The 22,884-nt window shown below is 58.1% G+C and carries 25 protein-coding genes; 8 read left to right on the forward strand and 17 right to left on the reverse strand.

Annotated elements, in window-relative coordinates; genetic code table 11:
* Positions 1-39 precede the first annotated feature (39 nt).
* The 3 genes from CGERO_RS08805 (at position 40) to CGERO_RS08815 (ending at position 4,100) form a co-directional block, all read left to right on the forward strand.
* Positions 40-2,364: an FdhF/YdeP family oxidoreductase gene (locus tag CGERO_RS08805; RefSeq protein ID WP_123935155.1), complete on the forward strand. Its 2,325-nt coding sequence runs from the start codon at positions 40-42 to the stop codon at positions 2,362-2,364.
* Positions 2,361-3,188: a formate dehydrogenase accessory sulfurtransferase FdhD gene (gene fdhD / locus CGERO_RS08810; RefSeq protein WP_377017595.1), complete on the forward strand. Its 828-nt coding sequence runs from the start codon at positions 2,361-2,363 to the stop codon at positions 3,186-3,188. Before CGERO_RS08805 ends, fdhD begins: the two co-directional genes overlap by 4 nt.
* Positions 3,189-3,260: 72 nt before the next feature.
* Positions 3,261-4,100, forward strand: a complete 840-nt coding sequence (locus CGERO_RS08815; RefSeq protein ID WP_123935159.1) for an SDR family oxidoreductase — start codon at positions 3,261-3,263, stop codon at positions 4,098-4,100.
* 310 nt (positions 4,101-4,410) lie between these two features.
* Here the strand turns inward: CGERO_RS08815 and CGERO_RS08820 are convergent, their stop codons facing one another.
* The 12 genes from CGERO_RS08820 to rpsH form a co-directional block, all read right to left on the reverse strand.
* Positions 4,411-5,043 carry a MusI family membrane protein gene (locus CGERO_RS08820; protein ID WP_164470294.1) on the reverse strand — a complete coding sequence of 211 codons (633 nt, stop codon included), beginning with the start codon at positions 5,041-5,043 and terminating at the stop codon, positions 4,411-4,413.
* An 85-nt stretch (positions 5,044-5,128) separates the two neighbouring features.
* On the reverse strand, positions 5,129-6,049 hold the full coding sequence (locus CGERO_RS08825) for a carbohydrate ABC transporter permease (RefSeq protein ID WP_123935162.1): 921 nt from the start codon (positions 6,047-6,049) through the stop codon (positions 5,129-5,131).
* 3 nt (positions 6,050-6,052) lie between these two features.
* Positions 6,053-6,898: a carbohydrate ABC transporter permease gene (locus CGERO_RS08830; RefSeq protein ID WP_123935164.1), complete on the reverse strand. Its 846-nt coding sequence runs from the start codon at positions 6,896-6,898 to the stop codon at positions 6,053-6,055.
* Between the two features lie 107 nt (positions 6,899-7,005).
* A complete protein-coding gene (locus CGERO_RS08835) occupies positions 7,006-8,322 on the reverse strand; it encodes an ABC transporter substrate-binding protein (RefSeq protein ID WP_123935166.1) in 1,317 nt (438 codons plus the stop codon).
* A 136-nt stretch (positions 8,323-8,458) separates the two neighbouring features.
* Positions 8,459-8,728 (reverse strand): inositol monophosphatase family protein, encoded by a 270-nt coding sequence (locus CGERO_RS10820; protein ID WP_281271021.1) that lies wholly within the window; start codon positions 8,726-8,728, stop codon positions 8,459-8,461.
* The gene (locus tag CGERO_RS08840; protein WP_281271039.1) at positions 8,628-9,263 is read right to left on the reverse strand and encodes an inositol monophosphatase family protein; all 636 of its coding nucleotides are present in this window, start codon (positions 9,261-9,263) and stop codon (positions 8,628-8,630) included. The genes CGERO_RS10820 and CGERO_RS08840 overlap by 101 nt, the downstream gene beginning before the upstream one ends.
* A gap of 143 nt (positions 9,264-9,406) precedes the next feature.
* Positions 9,407-9,856 (reverse strand): 50S ribosomal protein L15, encoded by a 450-nt coding sequence (gene rplO / locus CGERO_RS08845; RefSeq protein WP_123935168.1) that lies wholly within the window; start codon positions 9,854-9,856, stop codon positions 9,407-9,409.
* A 3-nt stretch (positions 9,857-9,859) separates the two neighbouring features.
* The gene (gene rpmD, locus CGERO_RS08850; RefSeq protein WP_123935170.1) at positions 9,860-10,045 is read right to left on the reverse strand and encodes a 50S ribosomal protein L30; all 186 of its coding nucleotides are present in this window, start codon (positions 10,043-10,045) and stop codon (positions 9,860-9,862) included.
* Positions 10,046-10,048: 3 nt separating this feature from the next.
* Entirely contained in the window at positions 10,049-10,678 is a 630-nt protein-coding gene (gene rpsE / locus CGERO_RS08855) for a 30S ribosomal protein S5 (RefSeq protein WP_123935172.1), read from the reverse strand.
* Positions 10,679-10,718: 40 nt separating this feature from the next.
* Positions 10,719-11,126 carry a 50S ribosomal protein L18 gene (gene rplR / locus CGERO_RS08860; RefSeq protein ID WP_123935174.1) on the reverse strand — a complete coding sequence of 136 codons (408 nt, stop codon included), beginning with the start codon at positions 11,124-11,126 and terminating at the stop codon, positions 10,719-10,721.
* A 3-nt stretch (positions 11,127-11,129) separates the two neighbouring features.
* On the reverse strand, positions 11,130-11,666 hold the full coding sequence (rplF, locus tag CGERO_RS08865) for a 50S ribosomal protein L6 (RefSeq protein WP_123935176.1): 537 nt from the start codon (positions 11,664-11,666) through the stop codon (positions 11,130-11,132).
* An 18-nt stretch (positions 11,667-11,684) separates the two neighbouring features.
* Positions 11,685-12,083, reverse strand: coding sequence for a 30S ribosomal protein S8 (rpsH, locus tag CGERO_RS08870; RefSeq protein ID WP_123935178.1), 399 nt, complete (start codon positions 12,081-12,083; stop codon positions 11,685-11,687).
* A 338-nt stretch (positions 12,084-12,421) separates the two neighbouring features.
* On the opposite strand from rpsH, the gene CGERO_RS08875 reads away from it, so the two are divergent.
* Positions 12,422-12,586 carry an antitoxin gene (locus CGERO_RS08875; RefSeq protein ID WP_123935180.1) on the forward strand — a complete coding sequence of 55 codons (165 nt, stop codon included), beginning with the start codon at positions 12,422-12,424 and terminating at the stop codon, positions 12,584-12,586.
* A 54-nt stretch (positions 12,587-12,640) separates the two neighbouring features.
* Here the strand turns inward: CGERO_RS08875 and nagB are convergent, their stop codons facing one another.
* The 5 genes from nagB to CGERO_RS08900 are packed head-to-tail and all read right to left on the reverse strand — an operon-like array spanning position 12,641 to position 17,047.
* Positions 12,641-13,420: a glucosamine-6-phosphate deaminase gene (gene nagB, locus CGERO_RS08880; protein ID WP_123935183.1), complete on the reverse strand. Its 780-nt coding sequence runs from the start codon at positions 13,418-13,420 to the stop codon at positions 12,641-12,643.
* An 18-nt stretch (positions 13,421-13,438) separates the two neighbouring features.
* Positions 13,439-14,545 (reverse strand): amidohydrolase family protein, encoded by a 1,107-nt coding sequence (locus CGERO_RS08885; RefSeq protein ID WP_377017599.1) that lies wholly within the window; start codon positions 14,543-14,545, stop codon positions 13,439-13,441.
* A gap of 29 nt (positions 14,546-14,574) precedes the next feature.
* Positions 14,575-15,285, reverse strand: a complete 711-nt coding sequence (locus tag CGERO_RS08890) for an N-acetylmannosamine-6-phosphate 2-epimerase (RefSeq protein ID WP_123935187.1) — start codon at positions 15,283-15,285, stop codon at positions 14,575-14,577.
* Positions 15,275-16,189, reverse strand: coding sequence for an ROK family protein (locus tag CGERO_RS08895; RefSeq protein ID WP_123935189.1), 915 nt, complete (start codon positions 16,187-16,189; stop codon positions 15,275-15,277). The genes CGERO_RS08890 and CGERO_RS08895 overlap by 11 nt, the downstream gene beginning before the upstream one ends.
* Positions 16,190-16,225: 36 nt before the next feature.
* Entirely contained in the window at positions 16,226-17,047 is an 822-nt protein-coding gene (locus CGERO_RS08900; protein WP_123935191.1) for a FadR/GntR family transcriptional regulator, read from the reverse strand.
* Between the two features lie 359 nt (positions 17,048-17,406).
* Between CGERO_RS08900 and CGERO_RS08905 the strand changes: the two genes are divergently transcribed.
* From CGERO_RS08905 to CGERO_RS08920, 4 genes are all read left to right on the forward strand, one after another.
* Entirely contained in the window at positions 17,407-19,029 is a 1,623-nt protein-coding gene (locus CGERO_RS08905) for an ABC transporter substrate-binding protein (protein ID WP_123935193.1), read from the forward strand.
* 84 nt (positions 19,030-19,113) lie between these two features.
* Positions 19,114-20,079: an ABC transporter permease gene (locus CGERO_RS08910; RefSeq protein WP_123935195.1), complete on the forward strand. Its 966-nt coding sequence runs from the start codon at positions 19,114-19,116 to the stop codon at positions 20,077-20,079.
* Entirely contained in the window at positions 20,079-22,070 is a 1,992-nt protein-coding gene (locus CGERO_RS08915; RefSeq protein ID WP_123935197.1) for a dipeptide/oligopeptide/nickel ABC transporter permease/ATP-binding protein, read from the forward strand. Before CGERO_RS08910 ends, CGERO_RS08915 begins: the two co-directional genes overlap by 1 nt.
* Positions 22,067-22,876: an ABC transporter ATP-binding protein gene (locus tag CGERO_RS08920; protein WP_123935199.1), complete on the forward strand. Its 810-nt coding sequence runs from the start codon at positions 22,067-22,069 to the stop codon at positions 22,874-22,876. Before CGERO_RS08915 ends, CGERO_RS08920 begins: the two co-directional genes overlap by 4 nt.
* Positions 22,877-22,884 lie beyond the last annotated feature (8 nt).

A 22,884-nucleotide genomic window follows, 5' to 3' on the forward strand; every position in this document is an offset into this window, starting at 1 on the left:
CGAAAGTGACGTTGGCAACGCGCGCTAGAATTGCGAGTTATGAGCCAGCACACCCCCACACCTGTCAATTCCGAGCAGAATCTTTTTGATGCCCCCAAGGTGGCTAAACGAAAGACGAAGGCCGCCGGTGTACCCGGTGTGCTGCACGCAATGCAACACGCCATCCCCAACCGCGCGTTGCTGCCGTTGCTGACAATGAACAAGGACGGCGGCATCGACTGCCCCGGCTGCGCTTGGCCCGAACCGGCACAAAGCGACCTCAATGTGGTGGAATTCTGCGAAAACGGAGCGAAAGCCGTGGCAGAGGAAACCACGCCTCACCGGGCCACCCCGGAGTTCTTTGCTCAGTATTCGGTGAGTGAATTGCGCGAAAAGACGGACCACTGGCTAGGTAAGCAAGGCCGTTTGACCACCCCCATGCTCTACGACCGCGACTCCGGCGACGATCACTACCGCCCGGTGAGCTGGGAGCGCGCTTATGAAGTAATCGCTGAGGAACTGAAGGCGATTGAGCCGAATGAGGCGATCTTCTACACCTCGGGGCGCGCATCGAATGAGGCCGCGTACCTTTTCGGGCTTCTTGCTCGCCGGCTGGGAACCAATAACCTGCCGGACTGCGGCAATTTGTGCCACGAATCCACGGGCTCTGCGCTATCACAAACTTTGGGGCTTGGCAAAGGGTCGGTGGTGATGTCGGATTTCTACAACACTGACCTGATTATTTCCGTGGGTCAAAACCCCGGCACGAACCATCCGCGCTCACTCACGGCACTGAAGAAGTGCAAGGACAATGGCGGAAAGATCATCTCAGTGAACCCGCTGCCGGAGGCTGGCCTGATGAGCTTCATGGAGCCGCAGTCCGTGAAGGGAGCTTTGGGCATCGCCGAGCAACTAGCGGACGAGTACGTCCAAGTACGACTGGATGGCGACAGGGCCTTCTTCCAAGCCTTGAACAAGGAGCTGATCCGCCGCGACGCCATCGACCACGAGTTCCTAGACTCCTTCTGCTCCGGTGTAGACGAGACGATCGAGCACCTACGCAGCCTGGACGATACTGAGCTGGAGCGCGGTTCTGGTGTGCTCAAGCGCCAAGTCATGCGCGTGGCGGACATGGTGGAGGCCGCAGAGACGGTGGTGTTGAGCTGGACCTTGGGTGTGACGCAACACAAAAACGCCGTGTACACCCTGCGCGAGATGGTGAATTTCTTGCTGCTCACCGGCAATATTGGCAAGCCCGGCGCGGGCGCTGCTCCCCTGCGTGGCCACTCCAACGTGCAGGGCAACCGCACCGTGGGCATTTGGGAGAAAATGCCGGAGAAGTTCCTGCAGGCGTTGGAGGATCGCTTCGGCTTCGACGTGCCACGCGAGCATGGTTATGATTCCGTGGATTCGATGCGCGCCATGCGCGACGGCAAGACGAAGTTCTTCATGTCCTTGGGCGGCAACTTTGTGCGAGTCTCCCCTGATACCACGGTGGTGGAGCAGGCGATGAGTTCCCAGGAGCTCACGGTGCATCTTTCCACCAAGCCCAACGGTTCCCACGCCTACCCGGGCCGGCGTTCGCTGATCCTTCCGGTGAAGGCCCGCACGGATACTGATGTGCAGGCTTCAGGCCCGCAGCGCGTCACGGTGGAGGATTCTTTCTGCTCGGTGCACGCTTCGATTGGCAAGCGCACGGCAAACAATGATCTTGATTTGCAGTCCGAAGTAGAGATTATTGCCAAGACGGGTATCGCTGCCTTCGGCGATGCATTCTGGCAGCCGATGATCGACGATTACTCGGTGATCCGCGATCACATCGAGGCCACCATCGAGGGCTTTGAGGATTACAACCGCCGCATCGATATTCCCGGTGGCTTCTTCCTGCCCAACGGTCCGCGCGAGCGCATCTTCAACACCTCCAATGGCAAGGCACAACTCACGGTGAATGAGACCAATGTGATTGAGTTGCCCCGTGGCGCATTCCTGCTATCCACAGTGCGTTCGCATGATCAGTACAATTCCACGATCTACGGTTTGAATGATCGTTACCGTGGCATTTCCAATGGTCGCCGCGTGGTGTTTGTGAGCCCCGAGGATTGCCGCGAGCGCAACCTCGTGGACGGTGATTTGGTCAATATCGTTTCCGATTACGATGGCGTGCGGCGCGTCGCACCGAATTTCCGCGTGGTGGAATACCAGTGCGCCAAGGATTGCGTCACAGCGTACTTCCCCGAGGCCAACGCGGTGATTCCGCTGTCCGAGTCTGCGGAGAAGTCCAATACCCCGATTTCGAAGTCGGTGATCGTGAACCTGGAGCCGGTGGGCATGAACGCCGAGGAGGCCGCCGAGCGTGGCCTAGTGATGGAGGACCAGGAGAAATAGTGGGCCGCCTCTCCCGCAATACTGCCGTGACCAGGGTTTCGCTTGTCGACGCCCCCGCTTCCCACTCCGAGCGCCGCGCCGACGCCATCGCCGTGGAGGAACCCCTGGAGGTGCGCGTCGGCGGCGAGGTTGTAGCCAGCACCATGCGCACACCGGGCCACGATATTGAATGGTTGCACGGCTTTCTCTTTGCCGAAGGCCTCATCCGATCCGCCTCCGACATTATCGAGGCACGATACTGCGCCGGTGCCACCGTTGAGGGTGTGAACACCTACAACGTGCTAGAGGTAGATCTACGTCCCGGCGTGCGAGCCCCAGGCCTAGAACACATTCGCATTACTCCCGGCACCTCTGCGTGCGGGGTGTGCGGCTCGAGTTCCATGGATGCCGTGCTGCGGCGCGTGCCCGCCCGGTTGAGCCCTCCCCCACTGCTGGCAGAGCAGGTGGTGGCAATGCCGCAACGCATGCGCAAGGAGCAGAAGCTTTTTCGACGCACCGGCGGGGTCCATGCCGCTGCGATTTTCAACGCACACGGTGAACTCGAGCTGCTGCGCGAGGATGTGGGCAGGCACAATGCCGCTGACAAAGTGATCGGTGCGTTGCTGATGCAAGACGCTCTACCCGCTCATGACAAGGTGCTGGTGATGAGTTCACGAGCCTCTTTCGAACTGGTGCAAAAGGCGGCGCTGGCGGGTATTCCTGCCCTGGTCGCGGTTTCTGCAGCAACGTCCCTAGCTGTAGATCTCGCCCGCGAATCGGGGATGCTGTTGGCTGGCTTTGTGCGCGAGGACCGCTTGAATCTTTATGCCGGGGAGCTTGGCTGAGACAGGAACATCCCGCGTCCTCAGTGCGTTGAATGGGTGTACGTGGCGTCGAAAAGCAAAAGGGACATCCGCATGAGCAAGCAAGTACTCATGGTCACCGGAGCGAGCAAGGGCATTGGTTTGGCAACTGTCCTCGCAGCTTTGAGGGCGGGTTATCAAGTGGTGGGCACTTCGCGAAATTCCGATACACTGTGCCAAGCCGTTGAAAATGCAGTGCCGGAATTGGCTGAGCATTTCACGGCTGTGGCTATGGAATTTGATGAGGCGAGCATTGCGCGTGCCGTAGCTGAGGTGAAGGATCGCTTCGGCCGCATCGATGTGCTGATCAATAACGCGGGCTATGCGGTGCTGGGTGCTGTGGAGGAATTCAGCGCCGAAGAAGTGCGTGCCAACTTTGAAGTCAACGTCTTCGGACTCTTGTCTGTCACCCAGGCTGTGCTGCCAATCATGCGCGAGGCACGCGGCGGGCACATCATCAACCTCGCTTCGATTTCCGGCACCCTCACAGGCCCTGCCCAGGGCATTTACTCCGCTACGAAGGCCTCGGTGATTATGCTCAGCGAGGCACTGCGTGAGGAGGTTCGCCCCTTCGGCATTCAGGTCACCGCTATCTGCCCCGGTGGGGTCCGTACCGATTTCTTGGATAACCGCTCCATGCGCACCCCCGAGCGCTCCATCAACGCCTACCGTGTGGTGCAGCAGACCATGGATTCGCTGGACGATCTCAACCACAACCAGTCGGGCAATCCACAGCTTTTGGCCAAGGTGATTATCGACGTCGCCTCCATGGACGATGCCCCGGCACGCCTATATTGCGGACGCAGTGCTTTGCGAGGGTTGGAAACGAAGCTTGGCGAGGTTCTGCACGAGGCCAAAGAACATTCTGCGCTCGGACTCAGTATCGACGATTGAGCATCAAAAAAACTGGGCAAGGCATAGCCTCACCCAGTTTGCGCGCCGCCTTTGGGCGCTGGAAGTAGTCGATGACGGACACGACGCCATCCACCAGCACGATGAAGGCGAAAAACTAACCCAGGAATGCGAGGTTAAGCACAGGGTTGGCGATGATGAACAAAATGCCGGGGAGCAATGCCATCCATTTTCGACATTTCAGCATGGGATCTCCAAGTTTGATAAGAAATAGGCGAGCAACAGCTCGCGAGCATGGAGGAAACTACGCTGCTACCGTGACCCCAACAAATTGAAGCACTATAACTTTCATCTAGGCGTTCAGGCGCAATACCGGCTGAACCAGCAAATTCGCGATGTACGCACACAGCGCTGGCAGGCAGATCAGATGAAATCCTAAGAGCATTCCGCGTTGCTCTGGCATGAACATCCACACCATCAGGGCAACTATCGGCAGCAGCAGCGAGCCGAGGGTGCGCGGCAGATACAACACTGCCATCTGCGTGGCGCGGGACACGCCTTGCGCAAAACCTAGGCGGCCGTTTTCTTGAAGGGGGAAGAACCAAACACAGATCGCCGCGATTACCAGCAGCCCGGACAAGAGCCCGGCTCGAAGCAGCATGCCGACAGTACCCTCTATGCCCGCATTGTTGAGCACAGCAAGCTCATACAGCGCCAACAGCATGGCCGCGAGCACGATGAGCCCCCACGCCAGGGAGGGTGCAGCGTGGCGTCGAAAAGCTTGGAAGAAGGGGCCGATGGTTTTGGAGCCTTCCTCGCGCACTAACTGGGCCGTCATCGTGGCGGTGGCTTTCGCGGCTGCTCCAATCGTGACCAAGGGCAATGAGCAGAGCAAGGCAAGAATATTGATGATCACCAGCTCCGCGAACAGCGCCAATGCCGCTTGAAAACGCGATTCCGGATCAAAAAACTTGCTCTTAGCCAACGGTGACTCCTCTATACAGCGAAAGGGCGCATCCGCTTGGGGACGCGCCCTTAGTCTATGCGCTATGAACAAAAGCCTTTGTTGCTTAGCCCTTCACTGCGCCGGCAGCTACACCTTCGATGATGTACTTCTGCGCGGAGATGTAGAAGACCACGATCGGGATGATCGCCAGCACCAGCATGGCCATCATGGCGCCGAGGTCACGGTTACCGTTGGAGCCCACGAAGGACTGCACCACAACGGGGATGGTCTTGTACTTGGTGGACAAGCCAATAACCAGGTACGGCAAGAGGTAGTCGTTCCATACCCACATGGCATTGAGGATGGCTACGGTCACGGCGGTGGGTTTGAGCATGGGCAGCACCACCTTGAAGTAGTTCTGCAGCGGACCGCAACCGTCGATCATTGCGGCTTCTTCGATCTCTAGGGGGATCGACTTGATAAAGCCCGCGAACATGAACACCGAAAGCCCAGCACCAAAGCCCATGTAGAGCAACACAATGCCGATGGGGTTGTTCAGGTGCAGCATGTCCGCAATTTTGACCGTAGGGAACATCACCATCTGGAAGGGAATGACCATGGAGAACACGAAGGCATAGTAAAGCGCTGAGGTCCACCAGGTTTTCACGCGGGTGATGTAGTAAGCGGTCATGGCGGAGAAGAAGACGATGGCGATAACGGACAAGATGGTGATCACGAATGACCACAGGATTGCCCAGCCGAAACCTTCTTGCATCAGACCAACCGCGTAGTTTTCAAATCCAACCCACATGTCCCCCAGCGGCAGTTGGAAGGCTTTGCCTGCAATGGAGAACTTGTCCTTGAAAGAGTTCATCAAGATGAACAGCAGTGGGCCGATGAATACCAGGGTCAAGAACACCAGCACGGCGTAAATGAGCACCTTGGAAGCCGTGGAATGGCCGTGGCGCGCATCGGGGGCTGCGGCTTCGTTGATGGGGTTAGCGCCTTCAAGGAGCGGTTGCGCGGTATTTGATGGGGTGCTCATGGTTTAAGCCTCAACTTCCTTGCCTCGGGTGGCGCGCAGTTGGAACATGGCGATAACCACCACAACCACCACAAAAATCACTGCTTTTGCTTGACCTACGCCCTCAACGCCAACTCGATTAAACATGGTGTTCACGATGTTGAGCGCCACCATTTCGGTTTGGCTTCGCGGTGCGCCGTTGGTGAGGGCGAGGTTTTGATCGAAGAGTTTGAAGGTATTGGACAAGGTGAGGAACATGCAGATGGTGATCGAAGGCATCACCATCGGGATGGTCACGTGCCGAAGCACTTCCCACTTATTCGCGCCGTCGAGCTCGGCGGCCTCGATGAGCTCCGGTGGCACGTTTTGCAGCCCGGCGATGTAAATGATCATCATGTAGCCCACCATCTGCCAGTTGATCAGCAAGATCAGGCCGATATAGCCGAATTTCCAGTCGGTGACGATGGTGGTGCCGTATTTGACCAGCACCGCATTGATCATGGACTGCCAGGTGTAGCCCAGCACGATGCCGCCAATGAGATTGGGCATGAAGAACACGGTGCGGAAGAAGTTCGTGCCTTTGAGCTTGCGCGTGAGCGCCCAGGCGATGGCGAAGGCGAAGAGATTGACGGTAATCATGGCCACCACTACCACCATGACGGTGAAGATGAACGAGCCAACGAACTTCTCGCGCGCGCTGAATGCCGCCTCGTAGTTTGCCAACCCTACAAATGTTGCATCATTGATGGTGGTGAAGTCTGCGAAGGACAGTAGGAATCCGATCACGAACGGCACCAGGAAGGCGATGGCGAAGGCGATCAGGGTGGGGAGCACGAAGACCGGGAAGTATTTCTTCAATGAAGATTGCATGAAGGTTCCTGTCTTTAGGTGGTGGCACACCTAGCTTTTCGACGCACCACCGTGGAAGTATGGCCCCGCCGCCTCTAGAGCTGGCGGGGTGAATGTGGGGATTAGGCTTACATGGCCTTTTCAATTTCCCAGCTTTGTTTGAAGTTTTCTACGACGTCTTCCCAGCTCAACGTCCCGGATGCATAGGCGGCGAGATCCTGTCCGAAGTCATTCTTGAACTGCTGTGAAGGGAAGTATTGGAAGTCCCAGGGAATGCTCTTGCGGTTGTTGTCCGCAATGCCTTGGGCAATCTGTTGCGCCAAAGGATCGTCGGGCGTATCCGCTTCGCTGTAGTTCTTGAAGGGGGCAATAAAGCCGAGGTCTTCAACTACATGCTTTTTGCCCGCGTCGGAGAAGAAGAGCCAGTCTACAAAGTCCTTTGTAGCTTTCTGGTCAATCTCGGAGGCCTTCGCGTTGATGGTGAGGTAATTCTCTGTGCCAATGTTGAGCCCGTACTTCGCTTCATCAGGCAGCCCCATGTACATTGGCATGAATTTGATCTTGTCGCGCTTCACCACGTTGCCGGAGACATCGGAAATCTGACTCCATGCCCAGTTACCGTTTTGCACCATGGCCGCTTTACCCTGGGCGAATTCTGCCATGGAATCGGAGACGTTCTTGGCGGGGGCAAGGTTGCGCTCTACCACGGAATTGTCCAGGTAGAGATCAAAAAGGTTCTTGAACTGCTCGCTGTACTTGAACTCGGCTTCTACCAGGTCCTTGGTCCCGGCATCTTCGAATTCGAAGTGCATCGGGCCATTGGCCAAGTGGGTTTGCCAGCGCCAGTCCTCACCACTGGCAAGCGAGGTGGAGGCGAAGGCACCATCTATGCCCAGCTTGTCCTTCTTCGCCTGCATGTCTTTAGCTACTGCCTTGAGTTTGTCAAAGGAATCAATCTCCTTGGGGTTTTGAATTTTCGCACCGGGCAGGGAGGCGTATTTATTGAAGATGTCCTCGTTATAGAGGATGCCGAATCCTTCAACGGCGAAAGGCACACCAAGGGTTTTGCCCTCCTCGTTCTTGAGTGGCTCAACGTCATCGTTGAGGTTCTTCGCCATCTTTGTCTGTGACATGTCCGACATGAAGGCTTCCCAAGTGTGCATGCCAGTCGGGCCGTTGACCTGGAACAAGGTGGGCTTCTCGCTCTTTCCCACCTCAGCTTTCAACGTTTGTTCATAGGTGCCGGAGGCTGCGGTAACCACCTTGACGGGCACACCAGTTTCATCGGTGTATTCTTCGGCGATCTTTTTATACGCCGCGTCCTGTTCAGGCTTGAAGTTGAGGAAGTACACCGATGGGGTCTCGTCGGTTGTAGAGCATGCCACCAACGAAGAGGTGGAAAACATCAATGCCGCCGCGATTCTCACGAATTTGCGGGTGTTCATACGCGCTTCTTTCTACGATCCACCATAGGCTGGTGAAGTTGGCGTGGGCCTTAGCAAGCGTGGCGCTTGCCGAAGGCTTTTCATTAGCTCAAAGCGTAGTGTCACATCTCAAAAAACCCCAGCCGAGTGAGATGCTTCATAGTTTTTGCGGCAAAAGCCCAGCAAAATCGCCGAACACCGAGGGAGCCGCCGCGCACAGGAGGTGCGCTTGCTCTGATACTTCGAGGCTAGGCGCGTTCACCTCAGCCCCAGCTTCGGCGGCAATCAAAGCGCCGGCGACAAAGTCCCAAGGTTGAAGCCCATGCTCATAAAAGGCATCCACACTTCCCTCCGCTACGCGGCACAAATCCAAAGCTGCGGAGCCAAATCGCCGGATGTCGCGTACCTGCTCGAGAAGGCCTGCCACCAGTTGTCCCTGCGCCTTTTCTACGCTCAGCGCTGTAGGAAAATCCCGTTGCCACCAGGGATTCTGGGAGGCTGGCCGGCTGCGAGCATTTCAGCCGCTCCCACTGCCCTTCCCGCATGCGCCACGCGCCCTCACCGAGCGCTGCCACGAATACGGTGCCTGCTGGAACATCGACCACCACACCAAGCTCCACGCGCCCCTCCACCTCTAGCGCAATGGAAACAGCATAGGCATGCGAATCGTAGAGGAAGTTCACGGTGCCGTCGATGGGATCGACCACCCAGCGGCGCCCACCCTGACACGCACCTCCCGCCTGCCCCTCCTCACCCAAGATGGCGACCTCGGCCTCACCGGCACGCAGAAGATCCGCGATGAGCCTTTCCGACTCCTTATCCACCACTGTCACAGGATCCACGTTCGAAGACTTCAGTTCCACCCGAAGGGAATCTCGGTTGAGCTCTACGCGGCGCTGCTTGATCAACTGGGCCGCCTTGAGCGCGGCGCCCAACGCTTTGGGGACGTCCGGGTGTTTCATGGGGTGCACTAGTGGATCCTTTCTGAGCCATTTGGTTGAGGCCAAGCCTAGCGAAGCCACAAGTTTTGGCAGGCCCGCTGAAAAGCTCATAGCAAAACCCCGCTCACCAGAAGGTAAGCGGGGTTCTAGCGTGCTTGCAAGTGTTACTTGGAAGCGGTGATCGAGCCACCAGCGGCTTCGATCTTTTCCTGTGCGGACTTGGAGAACTTCTCCACGGTCACGTTGACCTTGGCGGAGATTTCGCCGTTACCCAGCACCTTGACGGGCTGGTTCTTGCGCACGAGACCCTTAGCAACGAGGTCCGCAACGGTGACGTCGCCACCATTTTCGAAGTGCTTCTGCAGGTCTGCAACGTTGACTACCTGGTAGTAGACCTTGTTGCGGGACTTGAAGCCCTTCAGCTTGGGCAGACGCATGTGCAGCGGCATTTGGCCACCCTCGAAAGCAGCCGAAACTTGCTTACGAGCTTTGGTGCCCTTGGTACCGCGGCCTGCGGTCTTACCCTTGGAGGCCTCACCGCGACCAACGCGGGTCTTGTCCTTGTGTGCGCCCGGTGCTGGACGCAGGTCGTGGAGCTTGATTGGTTCGCTCATGTTTTACTCCCCTGCCACTTCTTCGACCTCAACCATGTGGCGCACGATGTGAATCATGCCACGCACGGCTGCGGAATCTTCGCGGACTACGGAGTGGTTGATGCGCTTCAGGCCGAGAGCAACCATGTTCTTACGCTGCTTCGGGTTCGCGCCAACCAGTCCCTTCTTCTGGGTGATCTTCAGGGCCATGGTTTACGCCTCCTGTCCTGCGCGCTGGCGCAGCATACGAGCCGGTGCCACTTCCTCCAAGGTCTTACCGCGGCGAGCGGCAACCTCTTCGGGGCGAGCGAGCTGCTTCAGGCCAGCAACGGTGGCGTGCACCACGTTGATGGCGTTGTCGGAGCCCAGCGACTTACAGAGGATGTCCTGAACGCCTGCGCACTCAAGCACGGGGCGGGCAGCGCCACCAGCGATCACACCGGTACCCGGTGCTGCTGGGCGCATCATCACGACACCGGCAGCGGCTTCGCCCTGCACGGGGTGGGTGATAGTGCCGGCAATCATGGGCACGCGGAAGAAGTTCTTGCGAGCTTCTTCTGCACCCTTTTGGATTGCGGCGGGAACTTCCTTTGCCTTGCCGTAGCCAACGCCGACCATGCCCTTGCCGTCGCCAACGATCACGAGGGCGGTGAAGCTGAAGCGACGACCACCCTTCACAACCTTGGACACACGGTTGATGGTCACGACGCGCTCGATGTACTGGGAGCGCTCGTCCTGCTGCTGGTTACGACGATCGTCGCGGCGGCCGCCGCGGCGCTCGTTGCGGTTTTCGTTGTTGTTGTCGGCGGAGCGTCCGCCGTCACGCCGTTCACGTCCCGGCATTACGCGATCCTTCCGTTGATGTTCATGGTGAAAGCGGTCATTAGAACTTCAGACCACCTTCGCGAGCAGCATCGGCCAGCGCAGCGACGCGGCCGTGGTACTTGTAGCCAGCGCGGTCGAAGACGACCCGCTCGATGCCAGCGGCCTTGGCGCGCTCAGCGATGAGTTGGCCAACCTTGGCACCCTTGGCCTTCTTGTCGCCCTCGAGAGCGCGAACATCTGCTTCCATGGTGGAGGCGGCAGCAAGGGTGTGACCCTTGGTGTCGTCGATGACCTGGACATGCATGTGGCGCGAGGAGCGGTGCACGACGAGGCGAGGAGCCTCGGCGGTGCCACGCAGGGTCTTGCGGATGCGTTCGTGACGGCGTACGCGAGCCTGGCGACGGCGGGTGGAAATGTCCTTGCCGATCGGCAGGCGCTTGCCGTTGTTGTTCTCGTTGTTGCTCATCTTTTACTTACCCGTCTTTCCGACCTTGCGACGGATCTGCTCGCCTTCGTAGCGAATACCCTTGCCCTTGTAAGGATCATCCTTACGCAGACGACGGATGTTGGCGGCGATCTGTCCAACCTTTTGCTTGTCGATACCGGAAACGGACAACTTAGTGTTGCCGTCCACCGCGAAGGTGATGCCTTCCGGTGCCTTGATCAGAACCGGGTGGGAGTAGCCCAAGGAGAACTCGAGGTCCTGGCCCTTTTGCTGGACACGGTAACCAACACCGAAGATTTCCATCTTGATGGTGTAGCCGTCAGTCACGCCCACAACGATGTTGTTCACGAGCGAACGGGAAAGACCGTGCAGCGAGCGGTTCTTGCGGTGATCGTCCGGACGGGTGACCACGATCTGGCCGTCTTCAACAGCAACGTTGATCGGAGCCGGAACGTCGACGTTCAGGGTGCCCTTAGGGCCCTTGACCTCAACGTGCTGACCGTCGATCTTGACGTCTACGCCGGACGGGATAGCGATAGGTGCCTTACCTACACGTGACATGTTCTAGTCCCCCTTCTCTTACCAGACATAGGCGAGGACTTCCCCGCCTACCTTCTTTTCGTGAGCCTGGCGGTCGGTGAGCAGGCCCTGGGAGGTGGAGATGATCGCCACGCCCAGGCCGCCGAGCACCTTCGGCAGGTTGGTGGACTTTGCATACACGCGCAGACCCGGCTTGGACACGCGGCGCAGGCCAGAGATGGAGCGCTCGCGGTTAGGGCCGTACTTGAGGTCCAGGGAGAGGGTCTTGCCAACCTTGGCGTCCTCTACCTTGTAGTCAGCGATGTAGCCTTCTTGCTTCAAGATCTCAGCAATGTTTGCCTTGAGCTTGGAGGAAGGCATCGACACGGTGTCGTGGTGCGCGTGGTTTGCGTTGCGCACGCGCGACAGCATGTCGGCAATAGGATCGGTCATGGTCATAAGAAGTGACCTTGCGCCTTTCTCGTTGCGGTTCCTGTGCCCACCTGAAACGTCACCGCGCGCTCTCGGGCCACTGAACGCTCCTAGAACTCAGTAGTTCTAGGGGCTCGCTGCCACTGTTCCGCGCGGTCGCAAAAGGCGGGAGGCCTACAACAAAGTAGGTGATGTACGTTTTACTTCGGACTTCGCGAAAAAGTCCAAGGTGCAACACTACGGGATAGCGCCCCGGGATTGCAAGCTTTTCGACGCCCACCGCCCAACCCCACTGCGTCGGGCAAGGGGCTTTCCGTTAGACTCACAGATTGTTCAATCCCTCATACGTGATTAAGGAGAATTTCATGGGAATCATGGACAAGGCGAAGGACTTCATCAACAACGAAGAAAACACCGACAAGGCGTTGGACAAGGCCGCTGATATGGCCAAGAACAAGCTCGGCGAGGACAAGGCCGACAAGATCGACAAGGCTCGCGACGCCGCCGACAAGAAGCTCGGCTCCGAATAATCACGCAAGAACAAAGGCGGCCGCTTTTCAGCGGCCGCCTTTGGCGTCGAAAAGCTAGAAACGCTGCCAGCCCGGTTTATTCTCCAGCGCATACGCGTAATACTGCGTGTGCTCAAGTCCAGCGGCTGCGGCTTGATCCACGATCACCGTGACGTGCTCGTGCATTTGCAGTACCGACGCAGGGCACATGGCAGACACAGGGCCTTCCACCATGGCGGCCACGGCTTCCGCCTTGTTCTCGCCGAATGCCAAAAGCAGCAGGTGGCGTGCCTCGCGGATCGTGCCGATGCCCTGAGTCATCACATGATGCGGCACCTTTGATTCATCGCCGTCGAAGAAACGGGCGTTGTCGCGAACGGTGTCGGGGTGGAGCGTCTTGATTCGCGTGCGGCTGACAAGTGAGCTGGTGGGCTCGTTGAAGCCAATGTGCCCGTCGGAGCCAATGCCCAAAATTTGCACGTCTACGCCACCCGCCCGCTTAATTGAAGCATCGTAGGCGCGAGCAGCTTCGCCTGGGTGCTCGGCAGTGCCATCGGGGCTGTGCACCTTGGCATCTTCAATGTCGATGTGCGCCGTGAACTCCCTGCGAATGGTCTGATAATAGGTCTGCTCATGCTCGCGCGGCAGTCCTACATATTCGTCCAAGAGGAAGGCCTGGCAATCAGCAAAGCTCAGACCCGCTTCACGATGGCGGCGAATGAGCTCCTGGTACGTTCCCACCGGGGTTGAGCCCGTAGCTAATCCAAGTGTTTTGCCTTCGCGGGCATAAGCTTCAACGATGTCCGCAGCGATGGTGGCTGCCTCTGCTTTGTTCTCGACGATCACGATTTCCATACGATTGTTCTCCTTCTATCAGTGGCGTTGCGCCTGGCCGCGTTTGAACACCTGGAGTAGCTCAAGTTCCTCCGTACACTGCAGTACATCCGCCGGTGCGCCTTCGCGAAGGACCGAGGGCTTGCCCAGGAGCGCATGTCCGGTGGTGGCCGCTTGGAGCACCTGCAGCAAGGGGCGGTCGCAGCGAAGCTGCCGTTGCACCTGATCGATAATGCGCGAGGTGCCACCTGCGATGGCGCCTTCTTCTCCCCCTTCAGTGCGCAGTCGCGCCACACCATCGCGCACTCGAACGGCGAGCGCACCGAGCATGTAATCGCCATCGGCCTTGCCCGCGGCACCCATCGCATCAGAGACGAAGGTGATGTGCTGCGCACCGACGGTGCTCAACATCATGTCCACCGTGGAATCCGCCAGGTGGACGCCATCGGCAATCAGCTCGAGCGTTGCCTCACCCCTGGCCGCCGCCTCAATCAAAGCGGCCGCTGCCCCAGGATTGCGGTGGTGCAGAGGAGGCATGGCATTAAACAGGTGCGTGGCAGTCACTTTCGCACCGCGGCGGCGTGCGTAGCGAATCGCTGCTGCGGTGTGCTCATAGGAGGCGTCGGTGTGCCCGAAAGACACGATGACGTTGTGCTCCACGCAGGCGTCGATTAGCTTCTCTACGTTGGCCGTTTCCGGCGCCAGGGTGATGGAGCGCAGGTGACCTTTGGCCGAGGCGAGCATCTTGTTGAAGAGCTCCGGATCGCCCTCAATAATCGCCGCCGGGTCCTGCGCACCGCAGCGGCATGCATTCACAAATGGGCCTTCAGCATGGATACCGTCAATGAGGGCATCTTGCGCGAGTTCTGCGAGCATCCCCAGTTGTGGCAGCAGCTCAGGCTCACGCATGGACACAGTAGAAGCGAGCAGCGTGGTAGTGCCGTGCTGCAAGTGATGCCGGGCAGCCTCCGCGCACTCTTCCTGATCCGAGGTGGGAAAGGAAAACCCGGCGCCGCCGTGATTGTGTACATCGGCAAATCCAGGAAGGATCAGTTCATTGCTTTGAGTATCGCTGCGGTTAATGCTGGCAATCTCGCCGTTTTTGATGGTGAGTTCACCTTTAATGAATCCCTGCTCGGTGAGAATAGTGCCTTCGAGTGTGAGTGATCGGGCGTTCACAACGCACCTGCCTTGGCGGCGAATTGGCTGGTGATCCAGACAATGTCGGTGATCGCCGTGCCTACGATGATGGCATCAGCACCGGCAGCTTTTCCTTGAGCAACGTGTTCTGGGGTGTGGAAGCGGCCCTCACCAATGAGGAACACACCGGCCCCGTCTGTTTCTTGCGCCAAGGCTGCGCGAATCTCGCGGATGAGCTCGAGGTCTGGGCCTTCGGTTTTTTCGCGGTGCTCTGTATATCCGGCCAAGGTGGTAGAGATCAGATCCGCACCGTCGCGATGTGCTGCAAGCGCTTCTTCGGCAGTGGCTATGTCGGCCATGGCAAGTTTTCCGAGCGCATGGACGGCTGCCACTTGCTCGCGGAAAGTGGAGCCATCTTGGCGCGGGCGATCCGTAGCATCGATGGCCACCACGTCGGCTCCCGCTTCCGCCACTGCCTCCGCACTCGCCACCGTGGGGGTGATGTAGACCCCGGTATCCCCCTCTTTGGTCAGGCCAATCACCGGCACCGCCACCGCATGGCGCACCGCGCGGATATCGTCCAGCCCACCGTACCCACCGCTTCGGATAGCAGTGGCACCACCTAATTCTGCAGCTCTTGCCAGCATGGCGATGGTTGGCGTATCGCGCAGCACATGCCCATCGGGGGCTTGGGCAGAGACGATGAGCGAGTCCCGAACGCGATCAAAGAAAGCTTCAGCTTGCATGGGGTGTTCCTTCACAATGTTCGACAGTTCTTCCAAGGGCGGCAGCACCGATGATTGGGGCGTCGGTTCCCAAGTGCGCCTGGAGCACGGGGATGCGATTCGCCGGCGCAATGCCTCCGCGGCGGAAACCGCAAGTCAGTGGCTCGATGATGGGCGCCCCAATGTTGCCCACTCCCCCGCCAACAACCAGCACCTCCACATCGATCGCTGCAACAAAGCCACTGATGGACTCACCGAGTGCCTCCATGTGCTCATCAATGAGCGCATGTGCCCTCGCCTCCCCCTCGTGATAGCGACGCATGATGGCCCGCAGATCAAGTCTCTCTTCGCCACTGCGCTCACAGTAGGCACGAGCAAGGCCAGGGCCTGCGGCAAAGGATTCGATGGTTCCAGCTTGGCCATTTGGCAGCTTGCCAACGAGACAGCGCAGCTCACCTGCAGTGTGATGAGGGGAGGCTTGGAGCTTCCCATCGCGAACGATTGCTCCACCAACGCCGGTGCCGAGGCTCAAAAACAGTGCACTGCCATAATCACGGCCCGCACCGAAGAGCGCCTCGCCCAAGCCCATCACGCGCACATCGTTGTGCACAGCCACCGATATGCCGGGGTATTCGCGATTGATTGCGGTTCGGATATCTGTGCCGGCCCAATGCGGCATGGTCGGGCCTGCGGATAGCACCGTGCCAGATGAGGGATCAATCACCCCGGGCGCACCAATGCCGATGCTACTGATGGGGGCGCTGGTGGCGTCGAGAAGCTCGGAAAGGCACGTGAGTACCTGATCCATGACGTCGGCGGAAGGTGTGGGCAGGGTGCTACGTTCCAGCACTTTGGTGGGGTCACTGCCGACGATTCCGCCAGCAATTTTGGTGCCACCGATATCGATTCCAATGGAGTGCATCATTCTTCCTTGCCGTGACTGCACCGGGGGATTAGCAGGCTAGCGGGCGTTTCTTGCGGCCCGCTTCTTCTCAATAACTCGGCGCAGTGGGCCGTAGTGCTCTGCAATGAGTTCGCGATAGCGCGGGGCGTCGCCGTCGTAGAGGGCGTCAAGCATGGTGGAGTGCGCCTTGACGGTGTCCTCCACGTCCTCCGGATCGCTCAGACCCAGAACCGGAACCACGCGAGTGTGAATCTCCCAGAACGCCAGACTCATCTCACGCATGAGAGGATTGGAGAGGTGGTCGGTGAGCTCCTCATGAAACTCGAAATCTTCCTGAGCGAAAGACTCCCCCTCGTTGAAGCGCTGCGCCATCGCGTCCACGATGCCACGCAGCTTCTTCATCGGTTTCCCCTGGTAGAAACGCGCCAGCTCATCAGCGTTGGCAACATCGAGCGCTTCGCGCATTTCCACCACGTGGGAAAGGTTCTCCAGCGCCAATTCCTCATTCAAGGTGAGGCGAAGCACCATGCCATTGACGAGGGGCGCGAGAGACATATTGCCCACATAGGAACCATGACCGTGGCGAGTTTCCACCACGTCAAGGCTTGCGAGGGTGCGGATCGCCTCACGCACCGAGGAACGCGAGACACCAAGACGCTCACACAGAGCCGCTTCGGAAGGGAGCACATCTCCGGGGGTGAGGTTGTTATCGCGGATGAACTGCTCGATGGCAATCACCGTGGGGTTGCGGGATGGGATCGCAACGCCCGGATGCCGCTGATCGTCTCGCAGGAAACGCTTGGCGCGAGATGTGAGCGTGGGGACCTGTCCAGAGCTCTCGGGAGCGGATGAATCTTCCTGCGGTACCTGCTTTGGCATCTTCACTCCTATTCAATCTACTTCATCGGGCGCACTTGCGACGGATTCACAGTAGATCCAGACCTTCCACCATGAGGAGCAACTGCGAGCGATTGCGGAAAGGGCAAGCAGGCTTTCATCGTTTGAGCGTCGATTGAGGCTAGACGCTTCCCAGGGCGGGAGACTGCAGATCAACCACTGTTTTAGGAAAAGTGTAACACAAACCCTTCCACTTGTCAGACGTCTGATGTATGGTTGGGAAGCGAAGGTCACATCAAGCCTCGAGATGTGCACTAGCTGACTTTTTGAACCAGCGACGTAGGCATCATCACGGCACATTGCAGCCTCGATGCCTCGCAAAACGCGTTGAAAGGATCGAAATGGATTTTTACCAACGTCGCCAGTACTCACGCCGGGACTTTTTTAAAATCTCCGCAACCATTGCCTCCTCGGCAGCACTCGCTGGCGCCCTGGGGGCATGTGCGCCGAAAGACAGGGTGAAACTCGGCGATCTCCCTACAGCGAAACCCGAAGAGATCGACCCAAACGGCACGATTGATGCTGCGATTTCCTATGAGCTGGGCACTAATGGCTACGTTCCCATGACCACCACCTCCGCGCTCACCATCGCGGCGAACTGGCACACGCTTGAAGGTCTCACTGAAATTGACCCCGCCAGTGGAGATGTTTATCCGGCACTGGCGCAAGAGCTCCCCAAGGGTGATAGCACTTCTGTCACTATCCGCCTGCGCGAAGGCGCACGCTTCCACAACGGCCAGCCAGTAACTGCCGAGGACGTCGCTTACTCCTTCCAGCGCGTATTGAACCCAGATAACAAGTCGCTGTACGCGAGCTTCATCCCCTTCATCCAAGCGGTGACACCAAGCGGATCAAATGCGGTGAATATCCAGCTCACTAAAGCGGTGAATCTGCTCCCCGAACGCCTTTCGGTGGTCAAGATTGTGCCAAAACAAGCGGTAGAGAAAGATCTGGCGGCCTTCGACGCCAACCCCATCGGTACCGGCCCCTACAAAATGACCGACAATGGCGGCACCTCAAAAACTGTCCGCTTTGAGCGAAATGAGGACTACAACGGCTCTCGCCCGGCGCGGGCCAAGCACATGGTGTGGCAGGTCATTCCTGACGCTTCAACCCGAAGCAACGCCATTCAGTCCGAGTCGGTACAGGCCATCGACTCTGTGCCATATCTTTCCATCACACAGCTCAAAGCCACCAGCGAGGTGGAATCGGTGCAGGGCTTCGGCTTGCTCTTCGCCATGTTTAACAATGATCCATCCAATCCCTTCAACGATCTGCGAAACCGACAGGCGTTCCTCTACGCCATCGACATGGACAAGGTCATCGAAGTAGCAATGCTGGATCAGGCCAGCAAGACCACGTCTTTCCTGCAGGAGGACCACCCGAATTATCACCGAGCCTCCACGGTGTACGAGCGCGACGTGGACAAGGCGAAGCAACTATTCCAGGCAAGTGGTCTTAAGTCACTGCGCATGCTCTGCACCGATCACGATTGGGTTAAAAAGTGCACCCCACTGATTGCGCAGTCGCTCAAAGACACAGGCGTGGAGGTGGACTTCACCGAAAAGAAATCCTCGGACGTCTACAACACCATCGATGGCAAACCAGAGGCATATGACGTTGTGATCGCACCGGGCGATCCAAGCGTTTTCGGCAATGATCCTGACCTACTGATGCGCTGGTGGTTCTCCGGTGACACATGGACAGATTCACGCATGCACTGGAAAGGGCAGCCGGCCTACACCAAAATGCAGCGGTTGCTTGACAGTGCCCTGTACGCACCGAACAAGAAGGAACAGCAACAGCAGTGGAACAAGTGCTTTGACTTACTCAGCGAGGAAGTTCCCCTCTACCCGCTTTTCCACCGCAAAACACCCACCGCCTGGAACCCCGGCACGCTTGTGAACTTCCAGCCAATTTCACTGACAGGGCTGCGCTTCCTCGACGTCGGCTCCATTGACTAGGCAGCCCCCTCTGGGCAGCGTCGGCACGACGCGCCACTGCCGTTCCCACCGCACACTCACCTCAATTTCTTCGGGAGAATCTCAATGTCTAATCTCCTTCGATTAATCGGAAGAAGGCTTCTCGCCCTTCCCGTGATGATCCTCGGCGTCACTTTCTTAGTCTTCTTCATCATGTCGTTCAGCCCAGCCGACCCTGCCCGGCTCGCGCTCGGCGAATCAGCGTCCATGGAAGCCCTTGAGGAATACCGGGAGACTCACGGTCTGAACGATCCACTCCTGGTTCGTTATGGTCGTTTTCTTGGCGATATGCTCCACGGAGACTTGGGCACCACCACAGGTAACGCACCGGTTACCGAGGTAGTGGCCAAGGCATTTCCCATCACGCTTCAACTAACCTTCCTTGGGCTCATCATTGCCGCGGTTTTCGCACTGATCTTTGGGGTGATCGCAGCCCTTTATCGAGATCGCTGGCCGGACCAGGTGATTCGCGTTGTCTCCATCGCGGCGCTGGCAACTCCCTCATTCTGGCTCGCTATCTTGCTCATCCAATGGGTGGGCGCAGTGCCGGGCGGTTGGGGATTCTTCCCAGCGCTCATCACCAAATGGGTGCCATTTAGCGAAGATCCGGGTACGTACATCAACAACATGTTCCTCCCCGCCTTCGCACTCGCGGTTCCTGTTGCTGGTTCATTGACGCGCGTGGTGCGCACAGCCATGGTTGAAGAACTAGACAAAGACTACGTGCGTACCGCCATCGGATCCGGCGTGCCGAAGGTGGAGGTGATTTCACGAAATGTTCTGCGCAACGCGCTGATCACGCCGATCACGGTGCTCGGTTTACGTGTTGGCTACCTCATGGGTGGCGCCGTGATCATCGAGATCATCTTCAATATTCAAGCAATGGGCCAACTCATCTTGGACGGCGTCACGCGCAATGACGTCTTCCTCGTCCAGGGAGTCACGCTTACCGTTGCTATTGCATTCATCATTATCAACATCATCGTGGACATGCTCTACGTCCTCGTCAATCCGCGCATCAGGAGCATCTAATGCGACGTTCATTGACCAATAACCTCGAACAACGTGCAGGCCAAAGGTTCAGCGGCGTCCGCAATCTGCCGCGCGCCTCAAAAATTGCACTCGGTTTCCTCATAGCCATCGCGCTGCTCGCCATTTTCGCGCCACTGATTGCTCAATACAGTCCGCTTGAATCTACAAAGCCGGTGCAAAGCCCGTCTTCACAACACTGGTTTGGCACCGATGCCATCGGCCGCGACATTTTCGCTCGCGTAGCTTATGGTGCCCGTTCCTCGCTGATCATCGGCTTGCTCGCTACGGGAGCGGCACTGCTGGCCGCGGCAGTGCTCGGCTCCATTGCCGCCACTGCTGGCAAGGCAGTGTCGGAAGTGCTCATGCGTGTGCTGGACATCATCATGAGCTTCCCAGGCATCGCACTCGCCGCTGTATTCGTGGCGGTATTCGGCAATTCCTTGCCGGTGCTTGTGCTAGCGATTGGCTTCCTCTACGTACCCCAGCTTTCCCGCGTGGTTCGCGCCAATATCTTGGCTGAGTTCGGAGAAGATTACGTTTCTGCGACGAAGGTGATGGGCGCGCGCATCCCCCACATTTTGATCAAGCACGTCGCCCGTAACACGGTTGCTCCAATTGCCGTGTTCGCCACGGTGTTGGTGGCAGATGCCATCGTCTTTGAGGCATCGCTTTCCTTCATTAACGCAGGTGTGAAGCCGCCGAATCCTTCCTGGGGCAACATCCTGGCAGACGGCAAGCAGCTCTTGCTTTCTGGTGCTTGGTGGCCAACCTTCTTCCCTGGTCTGATGATCCTGCTGACGGTGCTGGCACTGAATATTCTTTCTGAAGGCCTTACCGATGCAATGGCCTCGCCCACCATCAAACGCACCGCAGCCACCACCGATGGCGAGCAGGTTGCCACCAAGAACACCCTTGGCCAGGTCTCCGAAGACGAGGCCCGGGCATCGCTGAATAGTTCCTTGGAAAAGCTGCGCAATGCAGAGCTTGCCGACGACCGCCGCTTGCATTACACCCGCAATGAAGCACCGATCCTGCAAGTCAAAGACCTCAGCATCGCATTCCCCGATGCCCACGGCGATGTCAATATTGTCGATCGCGTCAGCTTCGATGTAGCGCCAGGCCAAACCATGGGTTTGGTGGGCGAATCGGGCTGCGGTAAGTCGCTCATCTCCATGGCGATCATGGGCCTGCTGCCCAAGAATGCCCGCATTGAAGGCGAAATCCTCTTCGATGGCAAGAACCTGCTCGATCTTTCGCCAGAAGAGCGCAACAATCTACGCGGGCACGATATGGCCATGATTTACCAGGATGCTTTGAGCTCGCTCAACCCATCGATGCTAATTAAGTCGCAGCTCAACCAGCTTATTCGACGCGGTGGCACCCGCAGCGCAGAAGAGCTCCTCGAACTCGTCGGCCTCGATCCAAAGCGCACGCTCAAGAGCTACCCGCACGAGCTTTCTGGTGGCCAACGCCAGCGTGTACTCATCGCCATGGCGCTCACCCGCAATCCTCGTTTGCTCATTGCCGATGAACCCACCACCGCACTCGATGTGACCGTGCAGCACCAAGTGGTTGATCTGCTCAATGAGCTGCGCGATCAGCTTGGCTTCTCCATGATCTTTGTAAGCCACGATCTTGCACTGGTGGCAAAGCTCGCCCACAAGATCACCGTGATGTACGCAGGCCAGGTTGTAGAACAAGGCAAGACCCGAGATGTGTTGGCAAACCCCCAACACGAATACACCCGCGGTTTGCTCGGCGCAGTGCTTTCCATCGAATCGGGCGCCAAGCGGTTGTATCAAGTTCCCGGTACTGTTCCAAGCCCTCGGGAATTTGTTCAAGGAGATCGCTTTGCTCCTCGCTCGCGCTTCCACAACATTGGCGTCGACGAGCGCCCAACCCTCAGGCCGGTGGATACAGAAGCTGAGCACACCTTCGCTGCCACCGATGCTTTACTCGCCGCCCGCGGTTCGGAAGGAGTTACCCAATGAGCCAGCCCAAGACTCGTACCCAAAAGCCACCAACCCTTGAGCTCAAGAACGTCAATGTGGTGCACAAAACACGCACGGGCAAACTGTTTCGCCCGGACACGGTGCACGCCAATAAAGACATCAACTTCGTGGCACGCCGAGGCGAAGTAGTCGGGATCGTTGGCGAATCAGGTTGCGGAAAATCAACCCTGGCAAGGGTGATGGTGGGGCTGCAAAAGCCCACCAGCGGCGAGGTTCTGTTTCGCGGAGCTCCACTGAATCACCGCGGCGCACAGCGCAAAGAACTGGGGCGTGCTGTGTCGATGGTGTTCCAAGATCCAGCGACGGCTCTGAATCCGCGCATGAGCGTGAAAGAACAATTGTTGGATCCCCTGAAGGTTCACGGAATCGGCAATGAGGCTTCAAGGCTCAAGCGCGTACGCACGCTGCTGGATCTGGTGGGTCTGCCCCAGTCCGCACTCGATGTGCTGCCTCGGCAGATCTCTGGTGGGCAACGCCAGCGCGTGGCCATTGCCCGTGCACTGGCGCTGGAACCGGATCTCATCATTGCCGATGAGCCAACCTCCGCCCTCGATGTGTCTGTGCGCGCCCAGGTGCTCAATCTGCTCACCGATCTGCGCAAGGAATTAGGCCTTGGCCTGGTGTTTATTTCCCACGACATCAACACCGTGCGCTACGTATCTGATCGCATGTGCGTGATGCTCGCCGGGGAGATCATCGAGGAACAACCCACCGAAGACCTCTTTGCCAAGCCCGAGCAGGAATACACCGCCACCCTGCTGGCCGCTACTCCCTCATTGCTCTGAAAGGACAC

Origin of the sequence: Corynebacterium gerontici (assembly GCF_003813985.1) — a bacterium.
Taxonomy (GTDB): Bacteria; Actinomycetota; Actinomycetes; order Mycobacteriales; family Mycobacteriaceae; genus Corynebacterium; species Corynebacterium gerontici.

Excerpts from the sequence above, each read along its gene's own strand:
- CGERO_RS08805 (WP_123935155.1), top strand. The coding sequence starts at position 40 with ATGAGCCAGCACACCCCCACACCTGTCAATTCCGAGCAGAATCTTTTT.
- CGERO_RS08815 (WP_123935159.1), top strand. The coding sequence starts at position 3,261 with ATGAGCAAGCAAGTACTCATGGTCACCGGAGCGAGCAAGGGCATTGGT.
- CGERO_RS08825 (WP_123935162.1), bottom strand. The coding sequence starts at position 6,049 with ATGAGCACCCCATCAAATACCGCGCAACCGCTCCTTGAAGGCGCTAAC.
- CGERO_RS08830 (WP_123935164.1), bottom strand. The coding sequence starts at position 6,898 with ATGCAATCTTCATTGAAGAAATACTTCCCGGTCTTCGTGCTCCCCACC.
- CGERO_RS08835 (WP_123935166.1), bottom strand. The coding sequence starts at position 8,322 with ATGAACACCCGCAAATTCGTGAGAATCGCGGCGGCATTGATGTTTTCC.
- CGERO_RS08840 (WP_281271039.1), bottom strand. The coding sequence starts at position 9,263 with ATGAAACACCCGGACGTCCCCAAAGCGTTGGGCGCCGCGCTCAAGGCG.
- rplO (WP_123935168.1), bottom strand. The coding sequence starts at position 9,856 with ATGAGCGAACCAATCAAGCTCCACGACCTGCGTCCAGCACCGGGCGCA.
- rpmD (WP_123935170.1), bottom strand. The coding sequence starts at position 10,045 with ATGGCCCTGAAGATCACCCAGAAGAAGGGACTGGTTGGCGCGAACCCG.
- rpsE (WP_123935172.1), bottom strand. The coding sequence starts at position 10,678 with ATGCCGGGACGTGAACGGCGTGACGGCGGACGCTCCGCCGACAACAAC.
- rplR (WP_123935174.1), bottom strand. The coding sequence starts at position 11,126 with ATGAGCAACAACGAGAACAACAACGGCAAGCGCCTGCCGATCGGCAAG.
- rplF (WP_123935176.1), bottom strand. The coding sequence starts at position 11,666 with ATGTCACGTGTAGGTAAGGCACCTATCGCTATCCCGTCCGGCGTAGAC.
- rpsH (WP_123935178.1), bottom strand. The coding sequence starts at position 12,083 with ATGACCATGACCGATCCTATTGCCGACATGCTGTCGCGCGTGCGCAAC.
- CGERO_RS08875 (WP_123935180.1), top strand. The coding sequence starts at position 12,422 with ATGGGAATCATGGACAAGGCGAAGGACTTCATCAACAACGAAGAAAAC.
- nagB (WP_123935183.1), bottom strand. The coding sequence starts at position 13,420 with ATGGAAATCGTGATCGTCGAGAACAAAGCAGAGGCAGCCACCATCGCT.
- CGERO_RS08890 (WP_123935187.1), bottom strand. The coding sequence starts at position 15,285 with ATGCAAGCTGAAGCTTTCTTTGATCGCGTTCGGGACTCGCTCATCGTC.
- CGERO_RS08895 (WP_123935189.1), bottom strand. The coding sequence starts at position 16,189 with ATGATGCACTCCATTGGAATCGATATCGGTGGCACCAAAATTGCTGGC.
- CGERO_RS08900 (WP_123935191.1), bottom strand. The coding sequence starts at position 17,047 with ATGCCAAAGCAGGTACCGCAGGAAGATTCATCCGCTCCCGAGAGCTCT.
- CGERO_RS08905 (WP_123935193.1), top strand. The coding sequence starts at position 17,407 with ATGGATTTTTACCAACGTCGCCAGTACTCACGCCGGGACTTTTTTAAA.
- CGERO_RS08910 (WP_123935195.1), top strand. The coding sequence starts at position 19,114 with ATGTCTAATCTCCTTCGATTAATCGGAAGAAGGCTTCTCGCCCTTCCC.
- CGERO_RS08915 (WP_123935197.1), top strand. The coding sequence starts at position 20,079 with ATGCGACGTTCATTGACCAATAACCTCGAACAACGTGCAGGCCAAAGG.
- CGERO_RS08920 (WP_123935199.1), top strand. The coding sequence starts at position 22,067 with ATGAGCCAGCCCAAGACTCGTACCCAAAAGCCACCAACCCTTGAGCTC.